Below are 20,728 nucleotides of genomic sequence, written 5' to 3'. Positions count from 1 at the left end.
CTCTCGTGCGGGGCGCGGCGGCACGGCCGGGGGCCGCCGCGGGTGCTGTGGGGCGCCTCCCCCGAAATCAGGGGATCACGCGGTCCGGGGGGCTCCGGTCCGCCCTTTGGTATGGCCCGGGGCACCGTGGGTAGCCGCGCAGCATGTCCTCTTTCAAGAATCCCGTGGCCCCGTGGCACGACAGCACCCTCGGTCTGATGACGCACGGGTACGCGTGGCTGCCCAACCGGATGCGCAGGGAAGCGGGCGACGTGCTCAGGACCCGTCTGCTGGGACGGCCGACGATCGCGCTGCGCGGCCCGGACGCGGTCGCGTTCTTCTACGACGAGCACCACGTCGTACGGACGGCCGCGCTGCCGGATCCCGTCCTCGACACCCTCTTCGGGCACGGCGCCGTGCACACCCTCGACGGTGACGCGCACCGGGCCCGCAAGGCCATGTTCCTGGCCCTCCTGAAGGACGAGGGCGGGGTCGCCGCGCTCGGTGAGCGCGTCGGCGCACGGTGGCGCGAAGCGGTGGCCGGGTGGACGGAGGACCCGGTGGTGCTCTTCGACGAGGTGTCCAAGGTCCTCGCTCTGGCCGTGTGCGACTGGGCGGGGGTCCCGCTCACCGACGTGAGCGCCGCGGAGCTGGCCCACGACTGCACGGCCATGGTCGACGGCTTCGCCACGCCCGGCCCCCGGCACCTGCGCGCCCGGCGGGCCCGCGCCCGCCAGGAGGAGTCCCTCGCGGCCCTGGTCGTGCGGGTCCGCGAGACGCCGGATCCCGGGGCCCGGGGTTCCGCCCTGGAGACCGTGGCCCGCCACCGTGACCCGGTCGGCGGCCTGCTGGACCCGCACACCGCCGCGGTCGAGCTGCTGAACGTCATCCGGCCCACGGTCGCGATCGCCTGGTTCGCCACCTTCGCCGCGCACGCGCTGTACCGCTGGCCCCACCACCGCGACCTCCTGCGCTCCGGCACGGCCGGCGCCTACGCCGAGGCGTTCAGCCACGAGGTACGGCGCTTCTACCCGTTCGCCCCCTTCGTGGGCGGCCTCGCGGCCCAGGATCTGACCTGGCACGGCGAGGACGTCGCGAAGGACAGCCTGGTCCTGCTCGACCTGTACGGGCAGAACCACGACCCCGGCCTGTGGGACCACCCGTACCGGTTCGACCCGCACCGCTTCACCCGCGCGGACAGCCACCTGGAGCACCTGGTCCCGCAGGGCGGCGGCGACCCCTCGGCGGGCCACCGCTGCCCCGGCGAGGACATCACGGTGACCGCGCTCTCGGCCCTCGTCACGGAACTGGCGCGGCTCGACTACGACGTCCCCGACCAGGACCTGACCATTCCCCTGTCCCGCATGCCCACGCTCCCCCGCAGCGGCTTCGAACTCAGCCTGCCGGTCTGAGGGAACCCGCCCCGGTCCGCGCCGGCCCCGGATACGGACCGGGTGTCCGGGTAGCCGGGACCCATGGACACCACATCGAATTCCTCGCACACCCCGCTGCGCGCCGTCGCCCTCGTCTGCACCCTCTCCCCCTCCCCCGCCCCCTCCAGCTCCCAGCTGCTGGCCGAACAGACCATGGCCGCGCTCGCCGAGCACGGGGTCACGGGCAAGACCATCCGGATCGCCGACCACGACGTGAAGCCCGGTGTGGAGACGGACATGGGTGACGGCGACGCCTGGCCCGGGATCCGGGACACGGTCCTGGGCGCCGACATCCTCGTCCTCGCCACGCCGATCTGGCTGGGTCACGCCTCCAGCATCGCCCAGCGGGTGCTGGAGCGCCTGAACGCGGAGATCTCCGAGACGGACGACGGGGGCCGCATGCTCACCTACGGGAAGGTCGCCGCGGTGTGCGTCGTGGGCAACGAGGACGGCGCCCACAAGGTCAGCGCCGACCTCTTCCAGGGCCTGAACGACGTCGGTTTCTCGCTCGCCCCGAACGCCGTCACCTACTGGGTCGGTGAAGCCATGCAAGGCACCGACTACCAGGACCTCGACAAGACCCCGGAAGCCACCGCGGGCACGACCAGGACCCTCGCGGCCAACACGGCCCACCTGGCCCGGCAGCTCAAGGCAGCGCCCTACCCGCCGTCGTCCTGACCCACCGGGAGGGGCCTCACCCGGGCTCCTCCACACCGGTGATCAGGTCGAGGAGCCCCTGCACCCCGCCCTCCGCCAGGGCCCTGCGCTGGCGGTCGGCGGGGGTGCCCTCCCGCAGCAGCCGGTGGATGAGGCCGCTGACCTGGCGCAGGTCCCCGGATTCCTCCAGGGCCGGTGTGATGTGGGTCAGCAGCGCGCACAGCACGTCACCGCTGCTGTGCGGATGTCCGTACCGGTCGACCAGCGTGCCGTTCAGGCCGTGCCGGGCCGCGTGCCAGTTCCCCGCCTGCACCAGTTCCGGTACGAGCGCGGTCGGCGGGATGCCGTCCTTCGCCTCCGCGATCGCCGTGGCGACCAGCGCGCGGACGATGCCCGCGAGCATGACCGCGTCGTCGGCGCGCAGCTGGACGTCCAGGCACCGCACCTCGACGGTGGGGTAGCGGTCCGAGAGCCGGGCCTGCCAGTAGACCTGCCCCCGGTCGGCGATCACCTGGGACGCCACCAGCGCCTCCAGGCGGCGTTCGTAGTCGGCCGCGTCCTCGAAGAACGGCGGCGGGCCGCTCACGGGCCAGCGTCCGAACACGATGGTGCGCCAGCTCGCGAACCCGGTGTCGCGCCCGTCCCACAGGGGTGAATTGGCGGAGAGGGCCATCAGCGTCGGCAGCCACACCCTGATCCGGTTCAGCACCGCCACGCCCGTCTCCGGGTCCGGGACGGCGACGTGCACGTGCATCCCGCAGATGAGCTGTTCGTCGACCAGCTGCCGGGCCTCTCCCCCGATCCGCAGGTAGCGCGGTGTCGGCGTTACCGGGACGGGTACGGACCCCCGCAGCGGCGCCGCCCCGGTGGCCGCGACGCGGCAGCCGTACGCCTCGGCGGCCGAGGCCACCGCATGGCGCAGGCGCAGCAGGTGGCCGCCCACCTCCTCGAGGGTCGAGCACACGGCCGTGGCCACCTCGACCTGGGCCAGCAGCAGCTCGTCCTGTACCTCGTCCCGCTCGGCGAAGACTCCGAGGCCGGCGGCCCGGCGCACCTCCTCCCCGAGCGGCGCGGGCAGCCCCGTGGCCGGGTCCAGCAGCAAATACTCTTCTTCGACACCAAGCGTCATCACCTGTCGCGGCTACCCCGATGCCGCTTGATCACCCCCGGTTCAGGCGGGCACCCGGGAGAACGGACTGGCGTCGAGAGCGGCCAGGAGACCGGCCGGGTCCTGGTAGACGGCGGCCGCCCCGCCCTCCTCCAGCTCCTTCCGGGAGATCCCGCCGCACAGCAGGCCGACCACGGCCACGCCCGCCCGGGTCGCCGCCTTCATGTCCCAGACGGAGTCGCCGACGAACACGGCCCGCTCGGGCGCCACCCCCGCCAGATCCAGGGCGTGCCGGACGGGGTCGGGCGCGGGCTTGCCCTGCTCGACGTCGTCGGAGGTCGCGGTGTCGGTGAGGGCGTCGTCCGCGCCGATGGCCTCGCGCAGGGCCTCGAGCTCGCTGTTCTTGGCCGAGGTGACGAGCAGCACCTTCCATCCGGCTCCCGCCAGGGTACGGAGCAGGTCGGCGGCCGCGTCGAAGGCCGTGAGCCGGTGGAAGTACTCGGCGTAGAGGGTGTCGTGGGCGGCGCTCAGCCGCTCGTCGCCGGAGCGGTCCCGATCCTCGCCGAGCAGGTGGTCCAGGAGGTCCTCGCCGGGCAGGCCGATCGCGCGGTGGACGGCGTGGGTGGGCACCTGGTGGCCGCCTTGGCGCAGGGCTTCCCACCAGGAGACGACGTGGAGGTGGTTGGTGTCGGTGAGTGTTCCGTCGACGTCGAAGAGGGCGGCGCGGTCCATGGTGACGCGCCCCTCAGAGATCGCGCAGCGCGGGCAGGAGCTTGGCCTCGGCCCACTCCAGGAAGGGTTCCTGGTGGTCGCCGCCGATCTGGACGAGGGCGACCTCGGTGAACCCCGCCTCCGCGTACGGACGTACCGCGTCGACGAAGGCGTCCACGTCGTCGCCGCACGGGACGGCCTCGGCCACGTCTTCCGGCCGGGTGTGCTCCGCGGCCTGGTCGAAGCTCGCGGGGCCGGGGAGTTCGGCGTTGACCTTCCAGCCGCCGAGGGCCCAGCGGAACTGGTCGTGCGCGCGGGCCACGGCCGCCTCGCGGTCGGGGTCGTAGCAGACGGGGAGCTGGCCGACGCGCGGTTTGCCCGCGCCGCCGTGGGCGTCGAACCGCCGCAGCAGGTCCGCCTCGGGTTCGGTGGCGATGACGAGATCGGCGTGCCGGCCGGCCAGCTCGCAGGAGCGGGGGCCGGAGACGGCGATCCCGATCGGGGGCAGCTCGTCGGGGAGGTCCCAGAGCTTGGCGTTCTCGACGTCGAAGTGCTCGCCGTGGTGGTTCACGTACTCGCCCGTGAACATCCGCCGGATGATGTCGACGGCTTCCTCGAGCCGCTCCAGGCGGACCTGCGCGGCGGGCCAGCCCGCGCCGACGATGTGCTCGTTCAGGTTCTCCCCGGAGCCCAGCCCCAGCCGGAACCGGCCCTCGGAGAGGATCTGCAGGGTCGCCGCCTTCTGGGCGACGACCGCGGGGTGGTAGCGGAAGGTCGGGCAGGTCACGTACGTCATCAGGGGGATCCGGGAGGTCGCCTGCGCCGCCGCGCCGAGCACGCTCCAGGCGTACGGAGCGTGTCCCTGCGAGGCCAGCCAGGGGAACGAGTGGTCCGAGATCACGGAGAAATCGAACCCCGCCCGTTCCGCTCCCACCACGTGGGACACCAGCTCCCGCGGGCCTGCCTGCTCGGTCATCATCGTGTATCCGATTCGCACCATGGGCTGCGCATACCGCCATCGGGCCGGACGAAACCCTCCCCGCGGGCCCGACCCCTCGAACGGCCCACCCCCACCCCCCGCGGCACGGCCGAGGAGCGGGGCCCCGCTCCTCGGCCGTGCGGGCGCCCGGCGATCGTGGGAGGTTGGCATGTGCGGCCGGGGGTAGGCGCTGCGCGGACAACCTGTCGCCGTCGACGGCCCTCGCCGGTCGCCGACGGCATCTACGACCCGCCGCATCCACGCGCGGGTCCCCGGGAGGCGGTTTCATGATCAAGGTCACCATTCCGCTGATCCCGGGGGACCACGGCGGCCCGGTGATCCCCGCTGACCAGGTCACCGCGCTGCTCCGGACCATCGCCGTGGACTGGGTGCGCTCGGCGGACGAAGACGAGACGGTCGACCGCCGGCTGGTGGACAGTCTGGCCGGTGTACTGGACGACCTCGCCGACAGCATCGACGTGGAGGCCATCGCCTTGACGTCGGCTCCGGCCGAGGAGGAACCGAACGGGAAGTGACGCGGTTCCCGCGGAACGAGAGGCAGGACCGCCATGGCCCGTAATCGTGATCGAGCGACGGCCCCCACGCTTCACCCCCGGCACGAACGGCGTGGCGAGGCCCGGATCCCGGCGGTCGTGGCCACCATCGCGGCGATCGGCCTCTACGTGGCCCTCCCGCAGCAGCTCCTGGTCACCCCCCGCTACGTGCTGCCCGCGCTGGAGGTGCTGCTCCTGCTGCCGCTCATCGCCATCAACCCGAAACGGCTGACGCGCCAGACGAGGACGTTCCGCGTGCTGTCCCTCGGGCTCGTGCTCACCATCGCGGCGAGCAATCTGGTCGCCCTCGGGCTGCTCGTCTACGAGCTGGTCCACGCGCAGGCCTCGGACGGCCGCTCGCTGCTGATCGCGGCCCTCCAGGTCTGGCTGACGAACATCATCGCCTTCGGTCTCGCGTACTGGGAACTCGACCGGGGCGGCCCGGTCAGCCGGACCCAGCTGCCCCGGGAGGAGCTCCCGCTGGCGGACTTCCGCTTCTCGCAGGACGAGAACGACGACGCCGTCGGCGAGGTCGCGGACGGGGCGAGCAAGTCCTCCGACTGGGTGCCCACGCTCACGGACTACCTGTACGTGTCCGTCACCAACTCCACCGCCTTCAGTCCGACGGACACCATGCCGCTGTCCACCCGGGCCAAACTCCTGATGGCCGTGCAGAGCGTGGCCGCCCTGATGACCTCGCTCCTGGTCATCGCCCGCGCGGTGAGCGTCCTGCACTGAGGGTCCCGCGCGGGGTCGTCCCGCACGGGGACCGGCCGGGTTTCGCCCGCCGGGGGGCGGGCAGCCGCCCGGGAGTACCAGGGAAAGAGGAGGAGACCGCCATGGACGAGCAGGGTGGCGCCGGAGGCGTACCTCCGCACGACGGGCACGAGGCGGGACGGGCCGCGCGGCGCGCCGAGCCCCGTGACGACGACCGTCGCCGTGACGACGACCGTACGGCCGCGGCGGACACGGACGAGGCGAGCCGCCTCGACCGGCCCGATCCGGCCCCGGGCCCCGTCAAGGGGCGGAGGCGCTGGACGAGCCCCGCGGACGACGACGGAGAACCGAGGCGGGCGCGATGAGCGTGGAAGACATCTGGGGCTACGGGCAGGACATCGGCCACCGGACGGGCCTCGACCTGATCGGCTACAAGGTCGAGGCGACCGACGGCGGCATCGGAAAGATCGACAAGCACTCGGAGGGCGTGGGGGCGTCCTACCTCGTGGTCGACACCGGGGGCTGGATCTTCGGCAGGCACGTGCTGCTCCCGGCCGGGACCATCGGCCGGATCGACACGGCCGGGAAGAAGGTCTACGTCAACCGGACCAAGGAACAGATCAAGAACGCGCCCGAGTACGACGAGGGCAAACACCTCGGCGAGGCCGGCCCGCGCGAACAGTTCGCCCGCTACTACGGCCAGCCGCACATGTAGGTGCGCAGGGCGCGGCGGCGCGCCCGGAGCGGCGCCGGCCCCGCCCCTCGGTGCTATCGGTCGGCCGGGGACCAGAAGGCCTTGAGGGTGCCGTCGCCCGCGGCGATGGCGTCCCAGCCGCCCGGGAAGTCCACCACCGCGACGCCGGAGGTGGGAAAGCGCGCCCGTAGCCGTTCCATCAGGTCGGGCGGCCCGTGCCCGCACAGGGCCACGGCCAGCTCGTGCAGTCCCGTGTTGTGACCGACGAGGAGGACGCTGCCGAGGGTCCCTCCGTGCGCCGCCAGAACGCCGACCAGCGTGGTCGGAGCGGCGTCGTAGAGCCGGTCGTCATACAGGGCCGGGGGCGGCGCCGCCAGGGCGCCCTGGATCAGCTGCCACGTCTGGCGCGGGCGGCGGGACGGCGAGCACAGGGCCAGCTCGGCCGTGTAGCCGGAGTCGGCCAGCCACCGCCCGGTCTCCGGGGCGTCGGCGCGGCCACAGTCACTCAGGGCCCGGTCGAAGTCCTCGGTCTCCCCCTTGGGGACGGCCTTCGCGTGCCGGACGATCAGCAGGCGCCGTGTTCCCCCGCCCGCGGCCCCGGCAGCCGGCTGACCGGCCTTCGCATCGAGCACGCTCGTCTCCTTCGCCGTGGGGCCCGTACACGGCCATGGTGCGTCGGTCCCGCGCGGCACGCACCCGCTGGGTGGGCCCGAGCGTTCGTCGGCCGCCGGGTGGCTGAGCGGCCCGGGGCCGGGTAGGCGCCCGTACAGCCCGGCAGAGGGCCGGGCGGGTGAGGGAAGGAAACGTGATGCCCCGAGGATCCTCCCCGAAGCGGGAACGGCAGTACGAGCACATCAAGGAGTCCGCGGAGGAGCGCGGCGAGTCCGCGGCGCGGGCGAAGGAGATCGCCGCCCGCACGGTCAACAAGGAACGGGCCCGCGCGGGTGAATCGAAGACCGCGAGCCGCTCCTCCATCGAGGACATGTCGTCCTCCAAGCGCGGCGGGCAGCGCTCGCACAGCGGTGCGCAGGGCCCCACGAAGGAACAGCTCTACAACGAGGCCAGGCAGCGCAACATCGAGGGCCGTTCCACCATGGACAAGGCCGAGCTGAAGCGCGCCCTCGGCCACTGAGCCGAGGCCGCGGGCGCCACGCAGGTGCCACGCCGAGCCGCCCGCCCCGGAGCCTGGGCTCCGGGGCGGGCGGCTGTGACCGGACTGGTCAGGCGGCGGTGATGTTCTCCGCCTGCGGGCCCTTCTGGCCCTGCGTGATGTCGAAGGTCACGGCCTGGCCTTCCTGGAGCTCGCGGTAGCCGGTGGAGTTGATGTTGGAGTAGTGCGCGAAGACGTCCGGACCGCCGCCGTCCTGCGCGATGAAGCCGAAGCCCTTTTCGGAGTTGAACCACTTCACGGTTCCGCTGGCCATGATGATGCCTCTCAGTCGATGTCGGATCCGCACCACGCGGACCCGGAGGTGATCGCCCTGGTCCGGCACTGCACAGCAAAACGCCCACGCCAGGGCGCGGGCAGGGACTGCGAACCACGACAGCTGGGGGAAAAGCTACACGGCGGATGCGCCTGTCACCAGAGAGCTACGATCACTGCTTGAGAACGTCTGGCCCACCCTTCCGGCTCCGGCGGAGCCGGAAGGACCGGGCAGCGGGGTCCGCGGGCGCTTCCCGTGCCGTGTCGGCCACGGTGTCGCCGTGGCGGTGGGCCACCCGCCACGCGCCGTCCTCGCGGCGGTACACCTGGGTGGCCCGCAGCGTGTAGGTGCGCGGTCGGCCGTCCACCGAGGCCGAGGTGTGCTCCAGGCCGACCGTGTACGCCATGTGGCCCACCACGTCGTACGCCTGGAGCTCGAAGACGTACGAGGTGCAGTGGGAGAAACTCTGCTCCAGAGAGGTGAAGAGCTCCTCCAACTCCGGCCTGCCGTAGGCGTTGCGCCATGCACCCAGGACGCTCACCGGCTCGTTGCGTGACCAAAGGGCCCGGCGGGGAGCCGCGTCGCCGTTGTGCAGCGCGAGCTCCGCCTCGTACAACGTTGTCCGGACCCACGCCTGGAATTCGTCGCGGTCGCTCATGCCCTCATCTTGCACCCGTCGACCGGCACATCGGCGGCGACATGAGCGCCGTACGGTGGGACGGACCTCGGCATTCACACACGGGAGGAGTGCGGAGGACTTTCCTGGGAATGAACTGCGGGTGTCTGATGGTGAATACCATCGGGCAGCAACACCGTGAGGTACGAGGAGAGTGAGCCGCAATGGCCATCGAGCCTGACAGCACGCCCATCCACAATGTGTACGCAGAGCGGTTCGCCGCCGATCTCGAGACCAACCGCAAGGAGCAGGAGCACCTCTCCGCGCAGCTCACGGACCTCGAGTCCCGGCTGAAGCAGCTGAAGGCCGATGAGAACTGGCTCTCCGGCATGCAGGGCACACTGCCCCCGGCCGCTGACGACTCGTTGGACGCGCGCGCGGAGGCCCCGGTGGCCGTTCCGCAGCCGCGGCGGGCGAAGAAGGCCACCGGTCGCACGGTGGGCAGGAAGACGGCGCGGCCCGGGAAGGCCGTGGAGGCGGGCGCGGCGTCCGGCCCGGCCGCCAAGACCGCGTCGCCCAAGACCGCGTCGCCCAAGGCCGCGGCGGCCAAGAGCGCCGCCGCCAAGACCGCAACGCCCAAGGCCACCGCGGCCAAGGCCACCGCCCGCAAGACCGCGACGCGCAAGGCCACCACCGCGGCGCCGCGGCCGACCGGGACGGAAACGACCGGGACGGAGACGACCGGGACGCCGACGGTCGAGACGCGGGCGGCCCAACCGCGGACGGGCGGCCCCGCGGAGCCGCCGCGGCGTGAACTCGTCCTGGCCCTCCTCGTCAGCGCCGCGGAACCCCGCATGGTCAGCGAGGTCACCGCCGAGCTGGCCGAGGCGCACCCGGGCCGCCCCGCCTCCACCCAGGTGGTGCGCAACACCCTGGAAGCCCTCGCCAAGAAGGGGCTCATCGAGAAGGAGAACAAGCAGGGCTCGGTCATGTACTCCGCGCCCCGTCCCGCGGCGCCGGAGACGGCGCCCGCGGCCGTGTCCGAGGCCCCGGTCGCCGACACGTCGGAGGAGAAGGACCCGGTAGCGGTCTGACCGCCGGCTTCACCCGGCCGGCGACAGCCGCGGTGCGCGCCCGTCGAGGAGGACCTCCTCGACGGGCGCACCCGCTCAGGCGTCCGGGGTGAGGTCACCGGCGGGGACGGACCGGCAGGTGAGGCACTGGTCTTCGGGGAGGTCCTCGGAGGGCGTGACCAGATGGGTGACCGCGCCCCGCACGACCTGGGTGACACAGCTTTCGCACTGGCCGACGCGGCAGCCGCTCGGCATCGGCACACCGGCCCGGGGCCCGACGGGCGGGGCGCTACAGCGTGAACACGAGCAGGAGCACGATCACCGGCGGTACGAGCGCGAGCCGGCCGGAGTACCGGCGCACCCGGGCGTACCAGGGGCGGCTGGGGAACAGCCAGGAGGCCACCACCAGCACCGGGGTGAGCGTCCAGCTCGCGAACCAGCAGGCGATGACGATGTCCAGCGTCGTCTCCATGGCCCGCCCGCAGTCGTCCGGGCCGCAGGAGTCCGTCGCCATGGGCGCCATCGCGCCGAGGAGGAGGGCGAAGGGGACGAGGAGGACGGCCAGCGACGTCGTCCACAGGAGGGCCACTCCGGCGCCGACGGGGGCCGTGTCGTCGGTGCGCTCGTCGCCGGTAAGTGAGGGGGTTTCGCTCATGGGTACAGAGAAGCGCCCCGGGCCCCCCGCGCGCTTGGGCGGTCGTACTCAGCCCGGGCGGTCCTCGTACTCACTCACTCACCCTCCACCCGCCCGCCCACTCACTCAACTCACGGACCCGCGTGACCGTCGGCGGCCGCGCCGTGGCGGGTTGACGCCGCGTCCGTCACGTCGAGGAACACCTGGTCCAGCTCCTGCCAGTGGCCGCGCATCTCGTGCCGGATGCGCACCATGGCGTCTTCCACGGTCTCGCTGTCGTAGCCCGGCGTCAGGTCGACGCGCACGGCCGCCATGACCGCGTCGGGGCCCAGCCGCATGGTCAGCAGGGCGGTCACGGAGTCGATCTCCGGCTGCCGCGTCAGGAACTCGCGCACCTCCCGCTGGATCGCCGGATCGGCTGCCTCGCCGACCAGTTGGGCGCGGGCCTCCCGGCCGAGCGTGTAGGCGACGTAGACGAGCAGGAGGCCGATCAGGATGGACGCGCAGGCCTCGTACGCGATCTCGCCCGTCGCCATGTGCAGGGCGATGCCGATGATCGCCAGGAGCACACCGGCGCAGGCGGTGCTGTCCTCGGCCAGCACGGTCCGCAGCGCCGGATCGCGGCCCGCCCGGATCTCGGCCGCCATGCCGTGGCCGGCCGCCCGGGCGGCGCGGCGGACCTGGAGGAGCGCCCGGGCGAGCGAGGCCCCTTCGGCGGCCAGGGCGAGGACGAGCACGGCCAGACCGATGAGGTAGCCGCCGCGCGATTCGGAACCGTCCGAGCGGAAGGCCTCGATGCCCTGGAAGACGGAGAAGCAGCCGCCGGTGACGAAGATGCCCACGGCGGCGAGAAGGGACCAGAAGAAGCGCTCCATGCCGTATCCGAACGGATGGCGCGCGTCGGCCGGGCGTCGGCTGCGTTTGAGGGAGGCCAGCAGGAAGACCTCGTTCAGACTGTCCGCGATCGAGTGCGCCGCCTCCGACAGCAGCGCCGGGGAGCCGGCGACGACTCCCCCCACGCCCTTGGCCACGCAGATGGCGAGGTTCGCGGCGAGCGCGACCCACACCGTCTTGCGCGTCTCCTCGTCCCGGCCGACGCCGTCGCCCCCCGTGGCCGTCATCCCCGTACGATGGCGCGCACGTTGTCGATGCTCCCGCAGTCGGCGGCCAGCTGCCGCTCGCGCTCGCGCAGGAACGCGGCCCCGAGCTCGGCCCTGCGCTCGTCCGGGACGTTCTCCCTGGCGCCGTTGAGGATGGTCCGCTCCTCCTCGTCCAGGTGGTGGGAGATCGCCTTCACCAGGTCCTCCAGGCGCGCGTCCCACTCGTCGGAGCCCACCTCGGACACCTCGAGGAGCGCCAGGAGCGCCGCGTTGCCCTCGGCGTGCTCCTCGGAGCCGTGCTCGACCTCCTCGTTGTCGACGTCCTTGAACCTCTTCAGCGCGCCGTAGACCTCGGCCTCCTCGGCCTCACCGTGCGCGATGAGCAGGGCGGAGAACTCGGTGAGGGCGCCCGCCCGGTCCGACTCCACACTGCGCATCCGACGGAAGAGCTCCTCCATGGTGCGGTGGTCCTCGAGGATCAGGGCGACGACGTCCTGGTGTGCCTGCTTGTCCGCGGCCATGCCACGTCCCTCCTGCTTGCGGGGTTTTCGCTTCGCAGGGCGCCTGCTCCACGACGGTGGGTCCAAACCCCCGGGCCGCCGGGCGGCTCCGTACGGTCGCGTGGGCGTTTGCTGCGCGCTCACCGGGGCAGCCGCGCCTCACGGAGACAACGCAGAGAGCCCCCGGGACGGAGGCCGGAGATGTCAACCAATTCGCTGATAGCCGTCATCGTCGTGGCGGCGGTGGTCGTGATCGCGCTCACGGCGCTGCTGTGGATGCTGGCGAGGAGACGCCACCTGCGCGAACGGTTCGGACCGGAGTACGACCGCACCGTCGATGAGCAGGGCGGCAGGCTGTCCGCCGAGCGGGACCTCCGGGCCCGCGAGGAGCGGCACGACCAGCTGGACATCAAGGAGCTGCCGCCCGAGCGGCGGCACCAGTACGCGGACGAGTGGAGCGCCGTCCAGCAGCAGTTCGTGGACCAGCCCGACGGATCCGTGGCGCGGGCCGACGACCTGCTGACCCGGCTGATGGCCGAGCGCGGCTATCCGACCGACGGGTACCAGGGACAGGTGCGCGACCTGTCGGTGGAGCACGGCCGCACGCTGGAGGAGTACCGGGCGGCCCATGCCGTCAAGGTGCGCAGCGGCGCGGGAGAGGCGACGACAGAGGAGCTGCGCGGGGCGATGGTGCATTACCGCGCCCTGTTCGAGGAGCTGCTTTCCGACCAGAGGAGCCGGTGACGATGCAGAACGACGAGGAACGGACGGGACGCGCGTCCGAGCCCGTCCTGACGACGGAAGACCTCGCGCACCCGGCGCCGTCCGGTGGCCGTGACGCGGCCGTCTTCCCGGGCGAGGCCACGGGCGGGACGAGGGACGGGGCGATGGGCGGCCCCCCGGGCGGGGGCGCCGTCGGCGCTGCCGACGGATCAGGGCGCGAGGAGGAGTACGCGACGGGACGCGACGAGGAGTTCGAGCCCGGGCGCGAGGCGCAGGGCCTGTCCGGCCGAGGAGAGGACCGGGCGTACGAGACGGAGCCCGGGTCCGCGGACGTGGTGGGAGGCGGGGAGGGCGCTGAGGGCAGGGACGAGCCGCTGCTCGGCGCCACGGAAGCGGAGCGCTACCGGACCACCTGGACCGAGATCCAGGGACGGTTCGTGGACGAGCCCCAAGAGGCGGTGCGGTCGGCGGACACCCTGGTGGCCGAGGTCATGCAGGCGTTCGCGGGCACCCTCTCCGATCACCGGAGCGGGCTGGAGAAGCAGTGGGACCGCGGTGAAGAGGTGGCCACGGAGGACCTGAGGCAGGCGTTGCGGGCCTACCGCTCACTGATCAACCGGCTGCTCGACACCTGAGCGGCGCGCGGGACGGAACGACAGGCAAGGAGTCGACGGGCAGAGGGTCGACCGGCAGGACAGGACGGCGGGCGGTCGAGTCGGACCGCCCGCCGTCCGTCGTGCGCGATAGCGTGATCGTGCCGCTGTCCGGTGGCGGAGCGGCAGTACGAGGCAAGGAGCCGATCATGGGAGAGCTGGACACGTTCACCGACGCGCTCGACTACCCCGTGTACGTCGTGACGACGGCGGCCGGGGAGCGGATGGCCGGCTGCCTGGTGGGCTTCGCCTCCCAGTGCTCGATGGACCCGCCGCGCTTCATGGTGTGGCTCTCCAAGGCGAACCGTACGTACCGGGTCGCGCGGGACGCCTCGCACCTGGCGGTGCACACCCTGCGGGACGATCAGAGGGATACGGCGGAACTCTTCGGAGGCCGGACCGGCGACGAGATCGACAAGTTCGAGCACATCGGCTGGCGGTGGCCCACCGCGGCCGGCGCCGCGACCGCGCCGGTCCTGGACGACGTCAGCGCCTGGTTCCTCGGCCGGGTCGAAGGACGGGTCGACGGCGGGGACCACGTCGGATTCCTGCTCTCGCCCGTCGCGGAGAGCCCGGCCGGCCCGGTGCGGCCGCCCTTGCTGCTGCTCAGCGACGTCGTGGACCTCTCCCCCGGGCACCCGGCCTGAGCCCGGGCGGACCGCGCCCCACGGCGACGGGCGGACCGCGCCGCACGACAACGGGCGGCCCCCGCACGCCCCCCGCACGACAACGAGAAGCCGGCCGGACCCGCGCGTGGTGCACAGCGGGTTCGGCCGGCTTCTCACAGGTCCGGAGCCGGACGCCGGGTCAGGGCTTGCGGGTGTCCCGCTTCATCTTGTCCGCGGCCTTCGACGCCATCTCCTCGGCCTTGCCGCCCATCTGCTCGGCACTGCCCTCCGCCTGCATGCGCTTGTCGTCCATGGCGCTGCCGGCGCTCTCCTTGATCTTGCCCTTGACCTGCTTGGCCTTCGCCTTTGCCTTGCTCATGACGGGGTGGTTCCTTCCTTGGGGAGGGGGTGCTCCCCACCTTGCTGCCTCCGCGGGCGGGTCGCACGTCGTACTGGACCGTCCGGACGTCAGCCCTGGTGGGCGCGGAATTCCTTGACGAACGTCGTGCAGAAGGCGTCGAGGTCGTCCGGTTTGCGGCTGGTGATGAGGGTCCCGGGCGCCGCGTCGCAGACCTGCACGGGTTCGTCCACCCAGGTGCCTCCGGCATTGCGGATGTCGGTGGCCAGGCTCGGCCAGGAGGTCAGCGTGCGGCCGCGGACGACCTCCGCTTCCACCAGCGTCCACGGGGCGTGGCAGATCGCCGCGACGGGCTTGCCCGCCTCGAAGAAGCTGCGGACGAACGCGACGGCCCGCTCGTTCATGCGGAGGGCGTCGGGGTTGGCCACCCCGCCGGGCAGCACGAGGGCGTCGAAGGCGTCCGAGGTGTCCCCGGCGAGGACGTGGTCGACGGGGAAACTGCCCGCCTTGTCCAGGTGGTGGTAGGCGCGGACCCGGCCGGCTTCGGTCGAGACCAGCTGTGGGTTCCATCCGGCCTGTTCGACGGCTTTCCAGGGCTCGGTGAGTTCGATCTCTTCCACGCCCTCGATCGCGGTCAGAAAGGCGATGCGCACCAGGTTCACTTCCTTCGGTCGGAGGTTTCGGTCGGGAGGGGCTCAGTCGGGGGGTTCCGGTACCGCGGGCTGCTCGCCGGGCGAGGGCCCGTCGGGCGCCGGACGGGGGTCATGGGGCTTCGGCCCCGGCTTCGGAGCCGGCCCCGGCGACGCCGGGCCGCCGGGTGCGGGATCGCGGGGTACCGGATCCTGCTTCTCCGGGGTGGGCCCGGGGCCCTCGGGCCGTGGTCGGGTGGTCCGGTCCATGTGCTCCACCTCGCGTTCCTCGGCGTGCGCGCCGTCACCGTCGCTTTCACCGTCACCGACGCGCTCTCCGCGGGCGCCTGCCCCCTCGGAGCCGCCTCATGCGGCCACGGCCCCGGACGGGCCACGGCCTCGGGCGGGGCGGTGCCTCACGCGGGTTCGGAGGCGGTCCGGGCCGAGAGCGGGGTGGCGATCTGCTCCAGGGAGCGGCCTTCGGCGGCGACCGCGTAGAAGACGGCCACCAGCCCGGCGGCCACCATGAGCCCGGCCCCGACGCAGAAGGCGAGCACCGCGTCGGACACGACCCCGCTGGCGGTCAGCCCGGCGAAGAGCAGCGGGCCGGAGATGCCGCCGGCCGCCGTGCCGATGGCGTAGAAGAAGGCGATGGCCATCGCCCGCGTCTCCATGGGGAAGATCTCGCTGACGGTCAGGTAGGCCGAGCTGGCTCCGGCCGAGGCGAAGAAGAGCACGACGCACCAGCAGGCGGTCATGGTCACCGCGCTGAGCCGGCCCGCGCCGAAGAGCCAGGCGGTGCCGAAGAGCAGCACCCCGGACAGGATGTACGTACCGGCGATCATCGGTCGGCGCCCGACGGTGTCGAACAGACGGCCGAGCAGCAGCGGGCCGAGGAAGTTCAGGAAGGCCACCACGGCGAAGTAGAAGCCGGTCACACCACTGGAAACGTGGAAGAAGGTGACGAGGATGGAGCCGAAACCGAAGGTGATCGCGTTGTACAGGAAGGCCTGGCCGACGAAGAGGGACAGGCCGAGGACGGCGCGGCGCGGATAGGACCGGAAGACGGTCTTCGCGATCTCGCCGAAGCCGATGCTGTGGCGCTGCGTGACCGTGATGGCCTGCTCGGGTTCGGGCAGGCGGGTGCCCTTCTCCGCCTCGACCCGCCGCTCCACGTCCGAGACCAGCGCCTCCGCCTCCTCGGCCCGGCCGTGGATCATCATCCACCGCGGGCTCTCGGGTACGTGGCGCCGCACCAGCAGGATGACCAGGCCGAGCACGACCCCGAGGGCGAACGTCAGGCGCCAGCCCACCGACTTCGGGAAGATCCCGGTGTCCAGCGCGAGGACCGACAGCAGGGCCCCCGCGACGGCGCCGATCCAGAAGCTGCCGTTGATGATCAGGTCGACCCGGCCGCGGAACTTGCTGGGGATCAGCTCGTCGATCGCCGAGTTGATGGCCGCGTACTCACCGCCGATACCGAAGCCGGTGAGGAACCGGAAGAGGAAGAACCACCAGGCGGAGAAGGACACGGCCGTCAGCGCGGTCGCCGCGAGGTAGACGCCGAGGGTGACCAGGAACAGCTTCTTGCGGCCGTAGAGGTCGGTCATGCGCCCGAAGAACAGCGCGCCCGCGCAGGCGCCCGCCACGTAGAGGGCGGCCGCCAGTCCGGTGACCTGGGCGTCGCTGATCGCGAGCCCGCTGCCGTCCTCGGAGATCCGGCTGGCGATGCTCCCGACGACGGTCACTTCGAGGCCGTCGAGGATCCACACCGTGCCCAGCCCGATCACGATCATCCAGTGCCACCGTGACCACGGCAGCCGGTCCAGCCGCGCCGGCACCTTGGTGGTGACGGATCCCGTCTTCGACTCGGTTCGCTCCGACATGATGCGGCGTCTGCCCGGGCCGCGTCACGACAAACGGGCGTCCGGCCCACGGGCGTCCGGGCCGCGGGCCTCCGGGGCGCGGGCCTCCGGGCCGGTTCACATCGGGGGGAGCTCCGGGACGAAGGGGAAGTAGTCCGTCCCCGGACCCGCGGGGATCACCGTGTAGCTGGCCTCGGGCAGCTCGTTCCACACGCCCGGCAGGTCTCCCAGCGGCTCGGAGACCACGATCCGGGTCTCGTCGGAGATCTCGCGGAGGTAGTGCAGTTCCGGGTGCAGGCCGCGGACCGTTTCGGCGCGGCTGCTGTAGAAGAGGGAGCGGGACTTGCCCTGGGTCGAGTACCGGAAGGCCCAGACCCGCTCGCCGTCGCTGACCGCCACCGTCATCTGGAGCGGCTCGGGTACGCCGTGCTCCTTGCCGAGGCGCTCCACGAGCCCGACCATCCGGGCCACCGCGCCCGGGACGTCCTGGTCGAGGCCGTAGGTGACCGCCAGGTAGAACATCACCTCGGAGTCGGTGGATCCCTCGATGGACGGGAAGAGGGCCGGGTCGACGGCCATGCACAGGTCCCGCTGGAGCCGGTGGAAGTCCGCGATGGCCCCGTTGTGCATCCACATCCAGCGTCCGTGCCGGAACGGGTGGCAGTTGGTCTGCTGCACGGCCGAGCCCGTGGAGGCGCGGACGTGCGCGAAGAAGAGCGGGGAGCGGACGTGCGCGGACAGCTCGCGCAGATTGCGGTTGTTCCAGGCCGGTGCGATGTCCCGGAAGATGGCCGGTGTGCCGTCACCGTCCGCGCTGTACCAGCCGATGCCGAAGCCGTCGCCGTTGGTCGACTCGACGCCCATCTGGGCATGGAGGCTCTGGTTGATCAGCGAGTGCTCCGGCTGGTAGAGCACCGCGTCGAGCAGCATGGGCGAACCCGAGTAGGCGAGCCAGCGGCACATGACCCATCCCTTCCGCAGCGTCCCTCCGAGGTGTCTACCGAGCCTAACCCGCCGCTCGTCATCCGTCCGGGCTCCCGCGCCGGGCCCCTCCGGGGGCCGGTGGGGCGGGCGGCCGCGCGAGGGCGGGGGCAGCCCGCGAATGTGGGCACACGCCCTTCGCGGGCGTGGCATGCTCAAGGGGTGGAGGTCTATGCCGCGCCTGAGGGCGAGGGCGCCGCACCGGAGGTGCTGGCGCTGGCCAAGGTGGTGGCCAGGCTGCGAGCCGAGGTCGTGGACCTGGAAGGCGTGGCCGCGACCACGGCCGTCGTCGAGCGGGCCAAGGGCGTCGTGATGGCCCGGGCGGGCATTTCCGCCGACGCGGCGTACGAGCGGCTCCTGGCGCACGCCGCCGCGCGGGGCCGGAGCCTCCTCGAGGAGTGCTGGATCACCCTGGGGCAGGTGCGCTCGCCCCCGTCGGCCGCCGCCGCGCCCCCGGCCACGCCCGCCGGTCCCCCGGGTACGGAGGCCGGTCGCCCGGACACGGACGCGGCCGGGGATCCGGCCGCCCCCTCCCCCACCCCCTCGCACATCCCGTCCTTCAGCGCCGACCGCTACCTCGTCGCGCACCACGACCGGGGCGCCGCGCTGCGCCCGCTCCTGGCCCTGCTCGCCGACGGGCTGGCGACGGCGAGCGGCGGTGACGACATCGCGGAGCTCCTGCGGACCGTGCTCGGCGCGGCCGCCGGGGTCGACGCGGTGATGATCTACTCGCTGAGCGCCGCCGGGAGCCTGGAGCTGACCGGCCGCGCCGGCATCACCGACGGGCTGGCCGACCAGTGGCGCCACGTGCCCCCGCTCACCGGCGTCGCCGCCCACGAGGCCATCGCCGCGGGCCGGGCCCAGTGGCTCGAGGATCCGGTGCTGGACGCCCGCCGCTACCTGCTGATCGGGGACCCGCCGGACCGGTGGCCCACGCGCGCCTGGCTCCCCGTACCCGGCGACGGTCCGGCGCGGGCGGCCATCGGCTTCCTCCGGCAGCAGCCGGGTCCCTTCGCGGCCGATACGCGGGCCCTGCTGCGGCGGGCGGTGCGGCTGTGCGCGGGCCCGTTGGGCATGGCCGAGCCGGCCCACGGTGCGCAGGCCCCGGACACCGACGACGTCGCTTCCGTCCAGCGGGTCCTGGAAGCGCTGACGGGACCCGCGATCCTGCTCACCCCGCTGCGCTCCGGGACCGGTGAGGTCGAGGACTACCGCATCGACGCGGCGGCGCCCGAGTCGGTGGACGTGGCCGGGCGGCGCGGCAAGGAGCTCGTGGGCCGCCGGGTCCTGGAGACGTACCCGACGGTGGCCGGGAGCCCGCTGTGGGACGGGTACCTGGAGACCCTCACGACGGGGACCGTGTACGAGGGCGAACCCTTCACCTACGAAGAGGTGATCGCGGGCGTCCCGCGGCGGTCCGTCTACTCGGTGCGGGCGTCCCGGCTGGGCGACCGGCTGGTCGTGTCCTGGGTGCGTCACGACACCACCGAGCGCGAGGTCCGGCGGCTGGCCGACATGCAGCGCCTGGGCAACCTCGGCTGGGCGGGCTGGAACCTGGTGACCGACAGCATCACCTGGTCCGAGCAGGTCTACGCCATCTTCGACCGCGACCCCGGCGAGGGGCCGATGACGCTGGAGGAGCTGCCGCGGCACCTCCTCCCGGACGACCTCCCGCTGCTGGGCGCGGCCGTGGAGCGGCTGCTGAGCGGCGGGGAGCCCATCGACCAGCCGTTCCGGATCACCACCTCCTACGGCGTGCGGCACCTGCGGATCGTCGCGGAGGCCACGACGGACGCGGACGGGACCCCGGTCGAGGTGCACGGTTTCTTCCAGGACCTCACCGCGCAGCGCGGCACCGAACTCGCGCTGCTCGAGAGCGAGCGGTCCGTCCTCCTCCAGCGCGGCATGCTCCAGGCCGAGCGGACCCTCGCGGCCCGCCTCCAGGACACCCTGCTGCCGATCCCGGAGCAGTCCCTGGAGCTGGCCGGGCTGCGCGTGGACGTCGCCTACGTCCCCGCCGACAGCGGGATCAACGTCGGGGGCGACTGGTACAGCGCCATCGAGCTCCCCGACGGGAGCGCCCTGTTCGTGGTGGGCGACGTCGCGGGCCACGGTCTGTCCGCGGTCGGGACCATGGCGCAGCTGCGGTTCACCACGAAGGGCATGACGATCACCGGTTCGTCCCTGCCCGACGTCCTGCGCAGGCTCAACAGCCTCCTGCTCCACACCGCGTCGTCCGGCGCCGCCACCGCCACCATGGTGATGGCGCGCTACCAGCCCTGGGACCGGCGCCTGGTGTGGGTGCGGGCGGGGCACCTGCCGCCGTTGCTGATCCGCGGTGACCGGGCGGCGTTCCTGGAGCAGCCGCAGGGCCCTCTCCTCGGCGCCTCCCACGAGGCCTCGTACGCGCAGCTCACCCTCGAGCTGCTGCCGGGCGACCACCTGCTGTTCTTCACGGACGGGCTCGTGGAGGAACCGGGCGAGGACATCGACGCGGGCCTCGAGCGGCTCGCCGCGACCACGCTGCGCCTCCTGCGCGAGGGCCGCGGCGACGCCCTCGCGCGGACGCTCGCCGCGCTGTGTCCGGGCAACCGCGACGACATCTGTGTCCTGGACGTCCGCGTCCCGGACGGCCTCTGAGCGCTCGCCGGGCTCGCCGCGCTCGCCGGGTCGGCACGCTTGGGCGGTGGCGGGAGGGGTAGGCGGTCGCTATAGCCGGAAAATCCTGGGAC

26 protein-coding genes are annotated in these 20,728 nt (G+C 72.8%); 12 read left to right on the top strand and 14 right to left on the bottom strand.

Annotation, left to right across the window (positions count from 1 at the left end; genetic code table 11):
• Positions 1-143: 143 nt before the first annotated feature.
• Positions 144-1,391 (top strand): cytochrome P450, encoded by a 1,248-nt coding sequence (locus tag ABT084_RS02745; protein WP_351037848.1) that lies wholly within the window; start codon positions 144-146, stop codon positions 1,389-1,391.
• 63 nt (positions 1,392-1,454) lie between these two features.
• A complete protein-coding gene (locus tag ABT084_RS02740; protein ID WP_351037847.1) occupies positions 1,455-2,090 on the top strand; it encodes a flavodoxin family protein in 636 nt (211 codons plus the stop codon).
• Positions 2,091-2,106: 16 nt separating this feature from the next.
• Here the strand turns inward: ABT084_RS02740 and ABT084_RS02735 are convergent, their stop codons facing one another.
• The 3 genes from ABT084_RS02735 to ABT084_RS02725 are packed head-to-tail and all read right to left on the bottom strand — an operon-like array spanning position 2,107 to position 4,888.
• Positions 2,107-3,201, bottom strand: coding sequence for a carboxylate-amine ligase (locus ABT084_RS02735; RefSeq protein ID WP_351037846.1), 1,095 nt, complete (start codon positions 3,199-3,201; stop codon positions 2,107-2,109).
• Between the two features lie 39 nt (positions 3,202-3,240).
• Positions 3,241-3,909 (bottom strand): HAD family hydrolase, encoded by a 669-nt coding sequence (locus ABT084_RS02730; RefSeq protein WP_351037845.1) that lies wholly within the window; start codon positions 3,907-3,909, stop codon positions 3,241-3,243.
• Positions 3,910-3,922: 13 nt separating this feature from the next.
• The gene (locus ABT084_RS02725; protein ID WP_351037844.1) at positions 3,923-4,888 is read right to left on the bottom strand and encodes an LLM class F420-dependent oxidoreductase; all 966 of its coding nucleotides are present in this window, start codon (positions 4,886-4,888) and stop codon (positions 3,923-3,925) included.
• 266 nt (positions 4,889-5,154) lie between these two features.
• Here ABT084_RS02725 and ABT084_RS02720 point away from each other — a divergent pair, with 266 nt between their 5' ends.
• From ABT084_RS02720 to ABT084_RS02705, 4 genes are all read left to right on the top strand, one after another.
• Positions 5,155-5,403 carry a hypothetical protein gene (locus ABT084_RS02720; protein WP_351037843.1) on the top strand — a complete coding sequence of 83 codons (249 nt, stop codon included), beginning with the start codon at positions 5,155-5,157 and terminating at the stop codon, positions 5,401-5,403.
• 117 nt (positions 5,404-5,520) lie between these two features.
• On the top strand, positions 5,521-6,159 hold the full coding sequence (locus ABT084_RS02715; RefSeq protein ID WP_351037842.1) for a hypothetical protein: 639 nt from the start codon (positions 5,521-5,523) through the stop codon (positions 6,157-6,159).
• A 101-nt stretch (positions 6,160-6,260) separates the two neighbouring features.
• Positions 6,261-6,503 carry a hypothetical protein gene (locus tag ABT084_RS02710; protein ID WP_351037841.1) on the top strand — a complete coding sequence of 81 codons (243 nt, stop codon included), beginning with the start codon at positions 6,261-6,263 and terminating at the stop codon, positions 6,501-6,503.
• Positions 6,500-6,853, top strand: a complete 354-nt coding sequence (locus ABT084_RS02705) for a PRC-barrel domain-containing protein (protein ID WP_351037840.1) — start codon at positions 6,500-6,502, stop codon at positions 6,851-6,853. Before ABT084_RS02710 ends, ABT084_RS02705 begins: the two co-directional genes overlap by 4 nt.
• Positions 6,854-6,906: 53 nt before the next feature.
• On the opposite strand, the gene ABT084_RS02700 is transcribed toward ABT084_RS02705, so the two are convergent.
• Entirely contained in the window at positions 6,907-7,464 is a 558-nt protein-coding gene (locus tag ABT084_RS02700) for a SixA phosphatase family protein (protein WP_351037839.1), read from the bottom strand.
• Between the two features lie 176 nt (positions 7,465-7,640).
• Between ABT084_RS02700 and ABT084_RS02695 the strand changes: the two genes are divergently transcribed.
• On the top strand, positions 7,641-7,964 hold the full coding sequence (locus ABT084_RS02695) for a plasmid stabilization protein (RefSeq protein ID WP_351037838.1): 324 nt from the start codon (positions 7,641-7,643) through the stop codon (positions 7,962-7,964).
• 88 nt (positions 7,965-8,052) lie between these two features.
• Here the strand turns inward: ABT084_RS02695 and ABT084_RS02690 are convergent, their stop codons facing one another.
• Both ABT084_RS02690 and ABT084_RS02685 read right to left on the bottom strand, forming a co-directional pair.
• Positions 8,053-8,256, bottom strand: a complete 204-nt coding sequence (locus tag ABT084_RS02690; RefSeq protein WP_328929665.1) for a cold-shock protein — start codon at positions 8,254-8,256, stop codon at positions 8,053-8,055.
• 172 nt (positions 8,257-8,428) lie between these two features.
• Positions 8,429-8,914 carry a nuclear transport factor 2 family protein gene (locus ABT084_RS02685; protein ID WP_351037837.1) on the bottom strand — a complete coding sequence of 162 codons (486 nt, stop codon included), beginning with the start codon at positions 8,912-8,914 and terminating at the stop codon, positions 8,429-8,431.
• A gap of 182 nt (positions 8,915-9,096) precedes the next feature.
• On the opposite strand from ABT084_RS02685, the gene ABT084_RS02680 reads away from it, so the two are divergent.
• Positions 9,097-9,966 carry a hypothetical protein gene (locus ABT084_RS02680; RefSeq protein ID WP_351037836.1) on the top strand — a complete coding sequence of 290 codons (870 nt, stop codon included), beginning with the start codon at positions 9,097-9,099 and terminating at the stop codon, positions 9,964-9,966.
• 75 nt (positions 9,967-10,041) lie between these two features.
• Here ABT084_RS02680 and ABT084_RS02675 read toward each other — a convergent pair whose 3' ends face one another.
• From ABT084_RS02675 to ABT084_RS02660, 4 genes are all read right to left on the bottom strand, one after another.
• Positions 10,042-10,200 (bottom strand): 2Fe-2S iron-sulfur cluster-binding protein, encoded by a 159-nt coding sequence (locus ABT084_RS02675; protein WP_351037835.1) that lies wholly within the window; start codon positions 10,198-10,200, stop codon positions 10,042-10,044.
• A gap of 34 nt (positions 10,201-10,234) precedes the next feature.
• Entirely contained in the window at positions 10,235-10,600 is a 366-nt protein-coding gene (locus ABT084_RS02670) for a hypothetical protein (RefSeq protein WP_351037834.1), read from the bottom strand.
• Between the two features lie 110 nt (positions 10,601-10,710).
• Positions 10,711-11,700: a cation diffusion facilitator family transporter gene (locus ABT084_RS02665; RefSeq protein WP_351037833.1), complete on the bottom strand. Its 990-nt coding sequence runs from the start codon at positions 11,698-11,700 to the stop codon at positions 10,711-10,713.
• Positions 11,697-12,200: a hemerythrin domain-containing protein gene (locus ABT084_RS02660; RefSeq protein WP_351037832.1), complete on the bottom strand. Its 504-nt coding sequence runs from the start codon at positions 12,198-12,200 to the stop codon at positions 11,697-11,699. Before ABT084_RS02660 ends, ABT084_RS02665 begins: the two co-directional genes overlap by 4 nt.
• Before the next feature lie 180 nt (positions 12,201-12,380).
• Between ABT084_RS02660 and ABT084_RS02655 the strand changes: the two genes are divergently transcribed.
• From ABT084_RS02655 to ABT084_RS02645, 3 genes are all read left to right on the top strand, one after another.
• On the top strand, positions 12,381-12,923 hold the full coding sequence (locus ABT084_RS02655) for a hypothetical protein (protein ID WP_351037831.1): 543 nt from the start codon (positions 12,381-12,383) through the stop codon (positions 12,921-12,923).
• Positions 12,920-13,537 carry a hypothetical protein gene (locus ABT084_RS02650; RefSeq protein ID WP_502968817.1) on the top strand — a complete coding sequence of 206 codons (618 nt, stop codon included), beginning with the start codon at positions 12,920-12,922 and terminating at the stop codon, positions 13,535-13,537. The genes ABT084_RS02655 and ABT084_RS02650 overlap by 4 nt, the downstream gene beginning before the upstream one ends.
• A 167-nt stretch (positions 13,538-13,704) precedes the next feature.
• Positions 13,705-14,202, top strand: coding sequence for a flavin reductase family protein (locus ABT084_RS02645; protein ID WP_351037830.1), 498 nt, complete (start codon positions 13,705-13,707; stop codon positions 14,200-14,202).
• 160 nt (positions 14,203-14,362) lie between these two features.
• On the opposite strand, the gene ABT084_RS02640 is transcribed toward ABT084_RS02645, so the two are convergent.
• The 4 genes from ABT084_RS02640 to ABT084_RS02625 form a co-directional block, all read right to left on the bottom strand.
• Positions 14,363-14,542 (bottom strand): CsbD family protein, encoded by a 180-nt coding sequence (locus tag ABT084_RS02640; protein ID WP_351037829.1) that lies wholly within the window; start codon positions 14,540-14,542, stop codon positions 14,363-14,365.
• Positions 14,543-14,631: 89 nt separating this feature from the next.
• The gene (locus tag ABT084_RS02635) at positions 14,632-15,174 is read right to left on the bottom strand and encodes a type 1 glutamine amidotransferase domain-containing protein (protein ID WP_351037828.1); all 543 of its coding nucleotides are present in this window, start codon (positions 15,172-15,174) and stop codon (positions 14,632-14,634) included.
• 392 nt (positions 15,175-15,566) lie between these two features.
• Positions 15,567-17,036: an MFS transporter gene (locus ABT084_RS02630; protein ID WP_351037827.1), complete on the bottom strand. Its 1,470-nt coding sequence runs from the start codon at positions 17,034-17,036 to the stop codon at positions 15,567-15,569.
• Positions 17,037-17,132: 96 nt separating this feature from the next.
• Positions 17,133-17,978, bottom strand: a complete 846-nt coding sequence (locus tag ABT084_RS02625) for a class II glutamine amidotransferase (protein WP_351037826.1) — start codon at positions 17,976-17,978, stop codon at positions 17,133-17,135.
• 180 nt (positions 17,979-18,158) lie between these two features.
• On the opposite strand from ABT084_RS02625, the gene ABT084_RS02620 reads away from it, so the two are divergent.
• Positions 18,159-20,636: a SpoIIE family protein phosphatase gene (locus ABT084_RS02620; RefSeq protein WP_351037825.1), complete on the top strand. Its 2,478-nt coding sequence runs from the start codon at positions 18,159-18,161 to the stop codon at positions 20,634-20,636.
• The last annotated feature ends 92 nt before the right edge of the window (positions 20,637-20,728 follow it).

It is taken from the genome of Streptomyces sp. NPDC002138 (genome assembly GCF_040296485.1).
Lineage (GTDB): Bacteria > Actinomycetota > Actinomycetes > Streptomycetales > Streptomycetaceae > Streptomyces.
Note: the sequence above shows the minus strand (reverse complement) of the source record. Positions and strands in the feature narration are given on the sequence as shown.

Bases quoted from the DNA above. Each gene is read 5' to 3' on its own strand.
- ABT084_RS02745 (WP_351037848.1), top strand. From the start codon at position 144: ATGTCCTCTTTCAAGAATCCCGTGGCCCCGTGGCACGACAGCACCCTC.
- ABT084_RS02740 (WP_351037847.1), top strand. From the start codon at position 1,455: ATGGACACCACATCGAATTCCTCGCACACCCCGCTGCGCGCCGTCGCC.
- ABT084_RS02730 (WP_351037845.1), bottom strand. From the start codon at position 3,909: ATGGACCGCGCCGCCCTCTTCGACGTCGACGGAACACTCACCGACACC.
- ABT084_RS02725 (WP_351037844.1), bottom strand. From the start codon at position 4,888: ATGGTGCGAATCGGATACACGATGATGACCGAGCAGGCAGGCCCGCGG.
- ABT084_RS02720 (WP_351037843.1), top strand. From the start codon at position 5,155: ATGATCAAGGTCACCATTCCGCTGATCCCGGGGGACCACGGCGGCCCG.
- ABT084_RS02710 (WP_351037841.1), top strand. From the start codon at position 6,261: ATGGACGAGCAGGGTGGCGCCGGAGGCGTACCTCCGCACGACGGGCAC.
- ABT084_RS02705 (WP_351037840.1), top strand. From the start codon at position 6,500: ATGAGCGTGGAAGACATCTGGGGCTACGGGCAGGACATCGGCCACCGG.
- ABT084_RS02695 (WP_351037838.1), top strand. From the start codon at position 7,641: ATGCCCCGAGGATCCTCCCCGAAGCGGGAACGGCAGTACGAGCACATC.
- ABT084_RS02690 (WP_328929665.1), bottom strand. From the start codon at position 8,256: ATGGCCAGCGGAACCGTGAAGTGGTTCAACTCCGAAAAGGGCTTCGGC.
- ABT084_RS02685 (WP_351037837.1), bottom strand. From the start codon at position 8,914: ATGAGCGACCGCGACGAATTCCAGGCGTGGGTCCGGACAACGTTGTAC.
- ABT084_RS02680 (WP_351037836.1), top strand. From the start codon at position 9,097: ATGGCCATCGAGCCTGACAGCACGCCCATCCACAATGTGTACGCAGAG.
- ABT084_RS02675 (WP_351037835.1), bottom strand. From the start codon at position 10,200: ATGCCGAGCGGCTGCCGCGTCGGCCAGTGCGAAAGCTGTGTCACCCAG.
- ABT084_RS02670 (WP_351037834.1), bottom strand. From the start codon at position 10,600: ATGAGCGAAACCCCCTCACTTACCGGCGACGAGCGCACCGACGACACG.
- ABT084_RS02665 (WP_351037833.1), bottom strand. From the start codon at position 11,700: ATGACGGCCACGGGGGGCGACGGCGTCGGCCGGGACGAGGAGACGCGC.
- ABT084_RS02660 (WP_351037832.1), bottom strand. From the start codon at position 12,200: ATGGCCGCGGACAAGCAGGCACACCAGGACGTCGTCGCCCTGATCCTC.
- ABT084_RS02655 (WP_351037831.1), top strand. From the start codon at position 12,381: ATGTCAACCAATTCGCTGATAGCCGTCATCGTCGTGGCGGCGGTGGTC.
- ABT084_RS02645 (WP_351037830.1), top strand. From the start codon at position 13,705: ATGGGAGAGCTGGACACGTTCACCGACGCGCTCGACTACCCCGTGTAC.
- ABT084_RS02640 (WP_351037829.1), bottom strand. From the start codon at position 14,542: ATGAGCAAGGCAAAGGCGAAGGCCAAGCAGGTCAAGGGCAAGATCAAG.
- ABT084_RS02630 (WP_351037827.1), bottom strand. From the start codon at position 17,036: ATGTCGGAGCGAACCGAGTCGAAGACGGGATCCGTCACCACCAAGGTG.
- ABT084_RS02625 (WP_351037826.1), bottom strand. From the start codon at position 17,978: ATGTGCCGCTGGCTCGCCTACTCGGGTTCGCCCATGCTGCTCGACGCG.